9 protein-coding genes are annotated in these 9,277 nt (G+C 41.9%); 2 read left to right on the top strand and 7 right to left on the bottom strand.

Annotated elements, in window-relative coordinates; translation table 11 throughout:
• Positions 1–704: 704 nt before the first annotated feature.
• The 5 genes from mnmE to HMPREF9446_RS02815 all read right to left on the bottom strand — a co-directional run bounded on the left by mnmE (position 705) and on the right by HMPREF9446_RS02815 (position 6,352).
• Complete coding sequence (gene mnmE / locus HMPREF9446_RS02835; protein WP_009123889.1) at positions 705–2,090, bottom strand: tRNA uridine-5-carboxymethylaminomethyl(34) synthesis GTPase MnmE; 1,386 nt, start codon at positions 2,088–2,090, stop codon at positions 705–707.
• Positions 2,091–2,414: 324 nt separating this feature from the next.
• A complete protein-coding gene (locus HMPREF9446_RS02830) occupies positions 2,415–3,293 on the bottom strand; it encodes a nucleoside phosphorylase (protein ID WP_009123888.1) in 879 nt (292 codons plus the stop codon).
• A gap of 98 nt (positions 3,294–3,391) precedes the next feature.
• Entirely contained in the window at positions 3,392–4,393 is a 1,002-nt protein-coding gene (gene floA, locus HMPREF9446_RS02825; RefSeq protein ID WP_009123887.1) for a flotillin-like protein FloA, read from the bottom strand.
• A gap of 51 nt (positions 4,394–4,444) precedes the next feature.
• Positions 4,445–4,915, bottom strand: coding sequence for an NfeD family protein (locus HMPREF9446_RS02820; RefSeq protein ID WP_009123886.1), 471 nt, complete (start codon positions 4,913–4,915; stop codon positions 4,445–4,447).
• Between the two features lie 6 nt (positions 4,916–4,921).
• Positions 4,922–6,352 (bottom strand): tetratricopeptide repeat protein, encoded by a 1,431-nt coding sequence (locus tag HMPREF9446_RS02815; protein ID WP_039968354.1) that lies wholly within the window; start codon positions 6,350–6,352, stop codon positions 4,922–4,924.
• Positions 6,353–6,506: 154 nt separating this feature from the next.
• Between HMPREF9446_RS02815 and HMPREF9446_RS02810 the strand changes: the two genes are divergently transcribed.
• Positions 6,507–7,250 carry an ATP-binding protein gene (locus tag HMPREF9446_RS02810; RefSeq protein ID WP_009123884.1) on the top strand — a complete coding sequence of 248 codons (744 nt, stop codon included), beginning with the start codon at positions 6,507–6,509 and terminating at the stop codon, positions 7,248–7,250.
• Between the two features lie 30 nt (positions 7,251–7,280).
• Positions 7,281–7,649, top strand: coding sequence for a DMT family protein (locus tag HMPREF9446_RS02805; RefSeq protein WP_009123883.1), 369 nt, complete (start codon positions 7,281–7,283; stop codon positions 7,647–7,649).
• A gap of 4 nt (positions 7,650–7,653) precedes the next feature.
• Here the strand turns inward: HMPREF9446_RS02805 and HMPREF9446_RS02800 are convergent, their stop codons facing one another.
• Positions 7,654–8,670 (bottom strand): FAD:protein FMN transferase, encoded by a 1,017-nt coding sequence (locus tag HMPREF9446_RS02800; protein WP_009123882.1) that lies wholly within the window; start codon positions 8,668–8,670, stop codon positions 7,654–7,656.
• A gap of 24 nt (positions 8,671–8,694) precedes the next feature.
• Positions 8,695–9,276, bottom strand: coding sequence for a manganese efflux pump MntP (locus HMPREF9446_RS02795; protein ID WP_009123881.1), 582 nt, complete (start codon positions 9,274–9,276; stop codon positions 8,695–8,697).
• Position 9,277: the final 1 nt, after the last annotated feature.

Raw genomic sequence — 9,277 nt, 5'->3', positions numbered from 1 at the left:
AAAAATATTAGGTGTGTTTGCGGAGAATCAGAAATTTAATTAATAAACTTCATATACCAATGTCTTTCTTAAATATATTGTAAGGATGAATTATATGGTAATAGGTCCATGCACTATTACATTCTTATTGATTGCTAATAGCTTACTCGTTTTTTGCGAAAAATATCCTTTATATTTCGATTTTACTTACTATGATATGTTCTTTAAGAGTAAGGGGATGGAAAAGGGGACTTGTGCTTTTTAATAAGAATCAAATCTAATGTCCTTGCGTTAATCTTTCTAGGTACTTTAATAAATCTTCTGATGCATGAAAGAATAAGATAAAATACTTTTCAAACATTTCGAACAAAATTTTATCTGATGTAATTCTAATTCCGTATTTGTTTATATGTATGTATCTGTTTATCAGTGGTTATGGTATTTGATATTTTAGAAACTAAGAGATTGAGGGTATCTGTATAAATTAATAATTATCTATGATTTATATAGATTTTATAGTGAAAAGTACTCAAATTGCATAGAGGGACGTAAATTTGTCCCCCGTATGTGGCTTGGGGGACAAACGGGGGACAAAAATAGTGAAAAAATAGGCATAACAAAAGAAAATACCTTTCCTAAAACTATTATTTTGCCATATTTAAGTTGTTTTTAGTCAGTATTTTAGATTGTTTATTATTGCAACTGTACGATAATCAAGTAGCTAGCTATTTCCCGATGCAAAAATGCCCAAATATATTCTGTAATACCATATCATTCGTTACTTCTCCTGCAATATCGTTCAGATGAAAAATACATTCCCTAATATCTTGTGAGACAAAATCTCCGGAAAGGTTATTGGCTAAGCCCTGTTGAACGCGGTGGATAGCTTCTAGTGCATGGCTTAATGCTTCATAATGACGGATATTTGTAACGATAATATCATTCTGGGTTACAATAGGTAAGTTGGCAGCGGTGATTAGCATCTGCTGTAATCCATCAATGTTCATTTTTTCTTTGGCGGAAATACGGATGGATTTTATGTTTTCGGGCAAATTGATTGAGATTGTATTTGAACTTTTCTCTACTAAATCTGCTTTATTGAGTACGAGAATTAACTGTTTGCCTTCGCAATGCGGTAATATCTGTTCTGATAATTGTGAAATCTGAGCAGAAGCATCCGTTGCATCAATCATCCAAAGTACAATTTCGGCTTGATCTAACTTTTGGAAGGTACGTTCAATACCTAAATTTTCAATGGCATCACTTGTTTCGCGAATACCGGCTGTATCTATGAAGCGGAAAGTAATCCCACCGATATTTGCCGTATCTTCTATTACATCACGAGTTGTCCCGTGGATATCACTGACAATAGCTTTTTCTTCATTTAGTAGTACATTTAGCAAGGTGGACTTACCGGCATTCGTTTCACCGATAATGGCTACGGGTACACCACTTTTGATTGCATTTCCCACGCTGAAAGAATGTACTAACCGGGAAATAACCTTTTCTATGCTGCCGGCCAATTGGCAGAGTTCAGAACGGTCGGCAAACTCCAGTTCTTCATGGTCACTGAAATCCAATTCCAACTCAATGAGGGAAGTGAAATGTAATAACTGATCACGTAATGCGGCAAGTTCTTTACTAAACCCGCCTCGCATTTGGTTCATGGCAAGACGGTGAGTAGCAGCGGATGAAGAAGCGATTAGGTCAGCAACTGCCTCTGCCTGGCTTAAATCCATTTTGCCATTGAGAAAAGAGCGTTGTGTATATTCACCCGGTTTGGCCATGCGGCATCCGTTCTTGATGAGTAATTGCAGAACCTTTTGCAGAATATAGTTGGAGCCGTGGCAAGTAATTTCCGTGCTATTTTCTCCTGTATAGGAATGTGGGGCGCGAAACAGGCTGACAAGCACTTCATCGACTACTTCTGCATCCTCATAAATCCGTCCGAAAGTGAGGGTGTAGGGCTTACAATCTTCCAGCTTTTTACCGGCGGCGGCAGGAGTAAAGATGCGGGAAGTTATATCAATGGCTTCCGGTCCTGAGACACGGATGCATCCTATGGCACCTCCTTGGGCTGTGGCTATGGCACAAATGGTATCTTGGTTCATCTTATCATCTTGTTTTGATTCAGCAAAGATAATGGTTTCCTCACAAAAAAGTAAGTTGGAGCGATGTAACTTAATGGTTTTATTTTGATTTCGTATGAATCAATGTGTAAACGCAGTATAATAATATGGAGGGAGTGTACAAAGTATCCGGCTGGGAGCTACCTGTCTGGTAAAATCTTCGTTTCAATACCTGTTGTTGTCGTTGTTGAATATTCATATCATACGAAACAACAGGTATTGTAAGCAGGGTATAATGGATTCATTATCAAACCTTAATTTCCTAAGACGGCTGAAAGGAACGCTTGATTTCTTCTTGAAGCATGCTTAGATGCGGTCGAGTACCTTTTTGATGAGGACGTCAATTGTATTTTTATATCCGGTATTGGCTTCCTTAATCAAGCGGTTGGCTATAACCATACATACAGTGGTTGCTTTGTGCCCCATCAAGCGGCTTAAGCCTGCCAGTGCGGAACTTTCCATTTCGAAGTTAGTGATGCGATAACCATTGTATTCAAACTTCTCAATCTTTTCATTTTGATGTGGATCGGCTAACTGTATTCTGAGTTCACGACCTTGCGGGCCGAAAAAACCTCCAGCGGCAATTGTCACACCGCGTACCATATCATCTTGGGCAATACGTTCTATCAGTTCTGCGTCAGCATCAATTACATAAGGGGCTGGTGCGCACATATTACCTGTCCATCCCATATCGTTCAGGAAAGCACGTTCAAAGGGTAGGTCACAGACAGAGTTACGCCCGGAGTAAAAATTCAGCAGACCGTCGAAACCGATGGATTTCACGGAGCAGATGAAGGTACCTACCGGCGTGTTTGGTTGAAGCCCGCCGCATGTTCCTATACGTACCAATTCCAACTGACGTAGTTGAGGCTTTTCTTCACGTGTCTGAAAGTCGATGTTGGCAAGGGCATCCAGCTCATTCATTACAATATCGATGTTATCACAACCTATACCTGTGGAAACAACAGTGATGCGCTTCCCCTTGTAAGTGCCTGTTATGGTTTTGAACTCCCGGCTCTCCACTTCACATTCTTTGTTCTCGAAATGGGAAGCGACCAGCGCCACTCGTCCGGGGTCACCTACTAAAATTACTTTATCTGCCAGCCATTCGGGCTTTACGTGAAGGTGGAAAATAGAACCGTCTTCATTAATAATCAGTTCGGAAGATGCAAAATACTTTTTCATATTGCAGGATTATTAGTTAATTCGTATCTAAAAAGAAAACGCCGGAAACCGGTTTCTGTTCACCGGTGCCGGCATTTCCGTCAATTACTTTTTCCCGGTTATTTGCTGAGCGGCTGGTTGGAAGGGCCAGTAGCAGGCTTGGCGATGTTCTCGCGCATGGAAGTGTCGGCTTCGATATTTTTCATCCGGTAATAGTCCATGATGCCCAAATTGCCGTTTCGGAATGCTTCGGCCATTGCCTTAGGTACTTCGGCTTCGGCTTCAATTACTTTGGCACGGGCTTCCTGAGCTTTGGCTTTCATTTCCTGTTCGCTGGCAACTGCCATGGCACGGCGCTCCTCTGCCTTGGCTTGGGCGATATTCTTGTCAGCATTGGCTTGGTCTATTTGCAGGGCTGCACCAATGTTTTTACCTATATCGATATCAGCGATATCAATGGACAGGATTTCAAAAGCAGTACCGGCATCCAAACCTTTACGGAGTACCAGTTTGGAAATAGAGTCGGGATTTTCCAATACGGACTTATGGTTTTCGGATGAACCGATGGAAGATACGATACCTTCGCCTACACGGGCCAGAATGGTATCTTCTCCGGCACCACCTACTAACTGGCGTATATTGGCACGTACAGTTACACGTGCTTTGGCTATCAGCTGAATACCGTCTTTCGCAACAGCAGTAACGGGAGGAGTGTCGATGACCTTCGGATTTACTGACATTTGTACGGCTTCGAATACGTCACGTCCCGCAAGGTCAATGGCGGTAGCCATCTGGAACGGGAGTTCGATATTAGCCTTGGAGGCAGATACCAATGCGTGTACCACTTTCTCCACATGTCCTCCGGCAAGATAATGCGCCTCTAATTCATCACGCGTAATGTTGCTTAAACCAGCTTTGTGCGCTTCAATCATACCAGGCACGATGATGTAGGGAGGAACATTACGAATACGCATCAGAAAAAGTTGCACTAATGAGATGTCGACTCCTGAAACCTTGGCGGACAGCCACAGGAAAAATGGTACGTAGTGAAAGAACAGTACCAGGAAAATAATACCTCCTACGATGAGGAAGGCGGTTAGATACATTGTGCTCGGATCCATGTGATTAAATATTAGTTATTGATTATTAGATTAGATACGGGGTATTGAATATCAGTTTTTAAGTTTTTCGACTAAAATGGTTCCATCGGTGATGCGATTTACGATAATCGGTGTCTTTTCATCCATCAGACCATCTGTGGATTTTACTTCTACAATGTCTCCGTTGATTTCGGCATAACCAATCAAGGCGAGACGTGTGGTCGTGATTCCTGTATCTCCGATTTTTACCTTGGCTTCGGCACTGCGGTCCACTTTGGAGGTGATGTTCTTTTTCAGAGCAATCTTGTCCAATGTTTTGGAACGCATAAACAAAATAAGCGAACTGATACATGCTATGGCAGATATAATGAGTGTAATAATACCTGCCGTTGTTCCCATGTAGGAAAAAGCGTAGTAGTTGGCAAAAATGACGCATCCTCCTGCCAGGAAACCGGCAATGCTGATACCCGGAATTACGAATAATTCAACTAAAAACAGAATGACTGCTGCAATGATCAGCATTGTAATGATTAATATATCCATAGCTGTTTATTTGATGGTTTGCTTTTCTAAGTTGCGTATTTGGATGGCGGTTTGTTCCACTTCAGCGGATAATTGTTGTACCCGTTTTTCCAAGTCAAGAATAGCGGCTGACATTTTGGACTTTTCATCTTTACTTGCGTGTGCATACCATGAACGCATCTCTTCCAACTTAGCGGATTGTTGCTTGTAACTTTTCTCCAACTGGCTGTATTTGCTGAATAATGTCTTGGCTTGTGGAGAATGAAAGTCAGCCAACCGGTAATAGGTGGTATGGTCATCGATGATAAATTCAAAATCATAACTCTTTTCGGCCTGAGGCTTGGCGTTGAGAACATTTTGCAGCCTTTCTTTAGCTGCCTTGACTGCTTCTTTGTCCTTCCATGTATCCTTTATAGAATGAAGCTGTGCCAGTTGAATTATCTTTTTAGTATCCATTCCTTCATAGTTATACACTTGTTTGGACGAGTTGGGAATGAAAACATAAATGCAGACTTTATCTTCCGGTTGATATCTGTCGGAAGCAAACCAACCCAGGTTGTTGAATTCGTCAATCACATACATGTAATCATTGTAAGGTGAGTTGAAAGGCATACCTACATTTTCCGGCGCCAGATAAGAATCTGTATTGGTATTATAGCGGGTAACGAAAATGTCATATCCACCGAAGGTATCCGGACCGTCTGCCGCATAATAAATCGTGATGCCATCTGTCAATACATAAGGATAGTTGGCATTGACGGCTTCATTGATACTTCCGGGAAGCGGACTGCCTTGACTCCATTTGTCCAGTAATTTATTGCGTGAAAGAATACTAAGGGTTCCGTCCGGTTGTTGTTCACTGTAATAAATTTTATTGCCTAATTCGGTTTCATATACGGTTCCGCCCTGTTTGTCCGAATCCTTAAAATAGGTGCTGTACGGGAATAGTTTCCCTGATTCGGTACTGATTTTATAGGCTTGTAGGAAATTCTTTTTGTCAATAACAAAACTGTCGATGAAACACACTTGTTCCACTCCTTTCAACATACGGAAGTTAGCCTTGCTTTTTTCCAGCAATTTATCGGCTTCTTCCGTAGAGCGTTTCCTTCTGGAGAAATCGGAAATGTAATCTTCATAAGTTTCGATCGCTTCTTCGAAACGATATAAGTCGTTGTAATTCTGTGCTAAATAAAGTTGTCCGCTGGGAATTCTTTTTTTTACGGCTGTTTCCAGATATTTAAGGGCTTCTTCCGGTTCACCGGTTTTCAGACAACACACGCCGTACCATAAGTTATAGTTTCCGTTGGCCGGCTGTGTCTTGACGAATTTTTTGAAAACGGGCTTGGCTTCTTTGTATTCTCCTTTTTCATACAGAGCTTTGGCTTCTGCCAAAGTTTGTGCGGAAAGTGTCATGCTTAGAAAGCCAAACAAAAGGGATAGGATATATTTTTTCTTCATATGGATGTGCATACTTAAATTCAGAAGTTCAAAAATACAAATTTATCGGGAATAATGCCGGATTCCATCATTCTATTATGTTAATTCTTCTTTAAATCGTTCTTTTCTGTTACTTTTGCAGCCGATTAACCAGCTATAAGCTCACTAAATAGAAATGGCACAATTTACCGAAGAAGAGAAAATGATGCGCCGTATAGAGAAACGGTTCAGTAAAGGTGTGGTAGAGTACGGATTGATTGAAGATGGAGACAAAATTCTTATCGGACTTTCCGGGGGCAAAGACTCACTGGCATTGGTGGAACTGCTTGCGAAGCGTGCACGTATTTACAAGCCTGAATTTTCGATAGTAGTTGTCCATGTGGTAATGAAAAATATTCCTTATCAGAGTGATGTGGAGTATCTTCGGGAGTATGTGGAGTCTTGGGGAGTGCCTTTCCTTTTGTATGAGACGGAATTTGATGCCGCTACAGATACCCGGAAGTCCCCTTGCTTTCTTTGTTCATGGAACAGGCGTAAGGCTTTATTTACGGTGGCAAAGGAGCAAGGATGCAACAAGATTGCATTAGGGCATCATATGGATGATATTCTGGAAACTTTATTAATGAACATTACTTATCAGGGGGCTTTTAGCACCATGCCGCCCAGGCTTGTCATGAAAAAGTTTGATATGACTATTATCCGCCCTATGTGTCTGGTGCATGAAGCTGATTTGATGGAACTGGCACAGGCCAGAGGGTATCGGAAGCAAGTGAAGAATTGTCCCTATGAGTCGCAATCCAGCCGTAGTACCATGAAAGGCATTCTGAAGCAGTTGGAGGATATGAACCCTGAGGCACGCTATAGTTTATGGGGGAGCATGTCAAACGTACAAGAGGAATTGTTACCGTTGAAAGTTTGAATTATCAATTACTAATTATCAATTAATTAAATGAAAGCGTTTTATACTATCTTATTGCTTGTTATATCTAATGTCTTCATGACATTTGCATGGTATGGTCATTTGAAACTTCAAGAAATGAAGATAAGTACGAACTGGCCTTTATATGCAGTCATATTGTTTTCATGGAGCATTGCACTCGCTGAATATGCTTTTCAAATTCCGGCCAATCGTATGGGCTTTTTAGGCAATGGAGGCCCTTTCTCACTGATGCAGTTGAAGATAATTCAAGAAGTGATAACTCTGATTGTCTTTACCATATTTACCACTGTGCTATTCAAGGGCGAAGCGCTCCATTGGAATCACTTCGCCGCTTTTGTCTGTTTGATACTGGCGGTATATTTCGTGTTCTATAAATGACGGTTTAGGGCATATACTTCTTCATTCCTTTCGTGAAGTAGCTCTGGAATCCTCCCTTTTCATCGCTATAGATGAAGCAGGCGTCTATGTCAGGATGAGCATCGGCAAAACGTTCCGCTTCTTCCAGTCCCATGACCATGAATGCGGTGGCATAGGCGTCCGCACTCATGCAGTCTTTTGCAATGACGGTAGCAGACAGTATGTTGTGCTGTACGGGATACCCGGAACGCGGATCAATGGTATGTGCGTATTTCTGTCCGTCTTTATAGTAATAGTTGCGGTAATTTCCGGAGGTTGCTATGCCTACGCCGGTCACCTGCAGTATGGTTTGCAATTCCTGGTTTACAGCCAGTGAATCATCTATGGGTTTGTTGATGCCGATACGCCAACGTTCCTGTTTCGGATTTTTGCCGCGAACCACTACCTCTCCACCGATATCTACCATAAAGTTTTGGATACCTTTCTTCTCTAAAAGTTGGGCTATGACATCTACTGCGTATCCTTTGGCTACTGCGCTGCAGGAAAGCATGATGCGAGGATCCTGTTTTACTACTTTTCCTTCATCGGATAACTTGACTTTGGTATATCCGGTTATTTCCAGCAAACTGTCTATCCTGGCAGAATCGGGAAAGGTGCCTCTTTTGAATCCGAATCCCCATGCGTTGGCCAGCGGGGCAACCGTTATGTCGAATGCTCCGGCAGTCTCTTGGGAGATTTCCATGCTCCGGCGGAATACATTGGTGAAGAATGTATCGGGAACAATGTCCTCGTTCAGATTGATACGGGTGATGGTTGCGGTGTCATTGAACGGAGACAGGGAACCGTCAAAACGTTTGAGGGCGGCTTCTATCTCTTCTTTCAAGTCTTTTTCATATTGGTAGGTAATCTTATATACAGTTCCGAAAATCAACCCATTGTCCATCTGATAGGGGGTATTGCGGTTGTGACGGGCAAGTATCCATATTGTACCCAATATAAGCAGGGCAATCCATAAAAAATTCCGTTGTACTTTTTTATCCATAATCGTATATACTGGTAGGAATGTTTAGCTGAAAAATAAGTGTTCAATCAATATTTTGGTACCGATGATAATCAAAATGATACCTCCCCAGAGTTCTGCGCGAAGTTTGCGGGCTATGCCGCAACCAAAACGGATGCCGAATATCAATCCTATTATTGACAATGCAAATGATACGAAGCCGATGATACTGATAGGAGAGAGGATAGACGGTAAACTTCTGATACCCAAAAATGCGAATGACACACCTACTGCCAATGCGTCAATGCTAGTGGCTACGGCTAATGCCAATACTACTTTCAGACTGGTGGGATCATATTCATTTTTACAATCTTCATCTTTGAAGGACTCCATTACCATGCGTCCTCCTAGAAAAGCGAGGATGGCAAAGGCTATCCAGTGGTCTATGTTCTCTATCAGATGGCTGAAAAAACTGGCGCCTATCCAACCAAGTAACGGCATGAGCGCTTGAAAAAAGCCGAAAAAGAACGCCATAACCAACATGGGGCGCAACTGCATACGTTTCAAAATAATTCCACTGGCTATAGAAACAGCGAAACAATCCATCGCCAGTCCTACAGCCAACAGCCAAATCTCTAATCCTGTCATT

The sequence above is a fragment of the Bacteroides fluxus YIT 12057 genome (assembly GCF_000195635.1).
GTDB classification, from domain to species: domain Bacteria; phylum Bacteroidota; class Bacteroidia; order Bacteroidales; family Bacteroidaceae; genus Bacteroides; species Bacteroides fluxus.
This window is presented reverse-complemented; position numbering and strand designations above follow the sequence as displayed.